The sequence below is a fragment of the uncultured Campylobacter sp. genome, from assembly GCF_938045535.1.
Taxonomy (GTDB): Bacteria; Campylobacterota; Campylobacteria; order Campylobacterales; family Campylobacteraceae; genus Campylobacter_B.
Genome location: NZ_CALIMQ010000226.1, coordinates 1 through 2,243, shown reverse-complemented (window position 1 = coordinate 2,243; position 2,243 = coordinate 1). Strand labels below are relative to the sequence as shown.

1 protein-coding gene and 1 pseudogene are annotated in these 2,243 nt (G+C 45.8%); one reads left to right on the top strand and one right to left on the bottom strand.

Features of this window, described 5'->3' with window-relative positions; genetic code table 11:
* Positions 1-326: hypothetical protein (locus tag Q0095_RS07015; RefSeq protein WP_297882641.1), on the top strand; the 326-nt coding region annotated here is incomplete at its 5' end.
* A 384-nt stretch (positions 327-710) separates the two neighbouring features.
* On the opposite strand, the pseudogene Q0095_RS07010 reads toward Q0095_RS07015, so the two are convergent.
* Positions 711-2,243, bottom strand: a pseudogene (locus Q0095_RS07010) (hypothetical protein); the annotation flags it as partial.

Sequence of the window (2,243 nt, the reverse complement as noted above, 5' to 3'; positions counted from 1 at the left end):
TAGGAGCGGACGAGTGGCAAGGCGTAAATATCAAGCCTTCTATCTCGCTAATCGCATATGAATGGCTGGAAGGCAAGCGAGTTAAAGCTTGGTATCAAAGCCGTCCGTTTCTGTTTCAGGGTCGCGGCACGGCGTATCAGGTTTTATTTTTGGATTATAATGCGAGCGTCGACCCACCGCAGTGCGAGTATCTGATGAAATTCAGATATGACAAATACGCTACGACGGATGATAAATTTACGGCTACGGTATTTGGAGCTTTGACGCTCATTTTTCTTGCGATAATGGCGGGCAAATTTTATCAAGCATGGCGCCAACTGCAATAAACGTTGCGCCGCGAAATTTTAATTAGCATCGGATAGCCTGAAAACACAGCGCGCAGTATCGATACGAAACACTTTAAAAGACGCTAGGTTGCGGCGTGCATTTCATTGCGGATAGCGGCGCAAGCAGGATAAATTTGCAGTGTTAAATTTGAAACGCTATTAAAATACAGATCTTAGTAGGGTTTAAAATTTTGATAAGTAGTGCGCGTCCTGCTTTAAAATTTTTAGGCTTCGGCTACGCCGGCAAGTGCAAAATTCTAAATTTTAAACTGCATAAAATTTCAAAATTTAAACTGCGCGAGATTTCAAAATTTCAAAATTTTAAATCTCGCGCTCGTTTAGCAGTATCCATAAAATTCCAAACGCCAAATGGGAGCGAATGGGCTAAAATAGCCCATTTATCAGCCCTTTAATCGCGTCAGATCTTTCCTTTTTCGCGTCGTTTTTGCTGCTGTTATCGTCCTTTTTCACGCCGAAAAGCTTGTCGATGCCCTTGCCGATCTGCTTGTCGAGCTTGCCCTTGAGGTAGTCCGATTGGATATTGTATTTCGGCTCTTTGATCGTGCCGGTGATGTTTATTTCAAGATCGGTTTTTTCGATGTTTGCCTTAACCGGCCCCGAAATCGCGCCCGTTTTGCTGTCCAGCGTGCCGCCGGTGACGTTTAGCTTGCTTTTTTGCGCGCTCATATCGGCGTTGAAATTGATTAAATTCTGCTTGATCGTGCCATTTACTTTGGCGTCGTTATAGACCTCGCCACCTAGATCGCGCCCTAAAATTTTGCCGATTTTATCGATCAGTCCGCCGCTAGGAAGGCGGCCGTTGTTGATGATCGCGTCAAATTTGCCGCTGTGCGAGTTTGTATTATACGTAAGATTTGCGTTGCCCGTCCCGTCGTAAACGTGATCGATATTTAGAAGCGTCGTAAGCTCTTTGACGATAAAATTTTGAAGTTTGAAGTTCGCCTCATCGCCCGCGATCTGTCCGTTCAGCTCGCCGCCCGCAACCTTAGAATTTACGGTAGCAAACAGGCTCTTGCCGTCGTGCGAAAGCTCGCCGGTAGCGGCAATTTTACCGTTTAGTCTGCGATTTAAGAAAAATTCTAGTCGCTGCAAGCTTGGGATCAGCAGCGCGTAGTTTGCTTTAAGCGCTTTATTTTTGAGCTCGTAGGTGCCGTTTAGGCTCTGAAGCTGCGCCAGATCGGAGTTTGCGCTTACGCTAAAGGTCGCAACGGAGTTTTTGATATTTGTCTGCGCCTGTGCATCAGTTTTTAGATCGCTCGGGAAGCTCTTGCCCGTCGCGCCGTCTAAAAATTTCTTAAAAATTACACCGTTAGCGAGCGAAATTTGCGCCGTGCCGTTGATGCCGTCTTTTAAGCTTAACTTCGCATCGCCGTTTATCGTGCCCTCTCCGATCGCGTTGCCGTAAAATAGAGCCGAAAGCACAGCCAGATTTAGATTGCTCGCCTTAAGTTTTAGATCGTTTAAATTTCCGCTCGCATTCAGGTTACCGCCCATCGCGTTTAGATTTAAGTTTAGATTTTTAAGCTCATTTTGCGCTAAAGCCGCGCTAAGCTCGCCGTTTGCTTTGCCTTGCAGCTTCACTCCCAGGACGTTTTGCAGCGCGGCTAGATCGTTTGCGTTTAGCTTTGCGGACAGCTCGCCGTTTTTGTTTTTCAGGTCAAATTTGGCTCCCGCATCCGCTTTAAGCGCGTCTTTAAATGCTGAAATTTGCGAGTTTGAAAGCTCAAGCGTAGAAAAATCGGTCTTTAAATTTCCGTTTGCTTTAACGTCGCCAGAAATTTTACGCCCGAGCAGGCTTTCGAGCTTCGCTAGATCGGGCAAGCTCAGATTAAAATCGGAATTTAAAGTTTTGTTTTTCAGATCAAATTCCGATTTTTCGGCGCTGATCTTACCTAG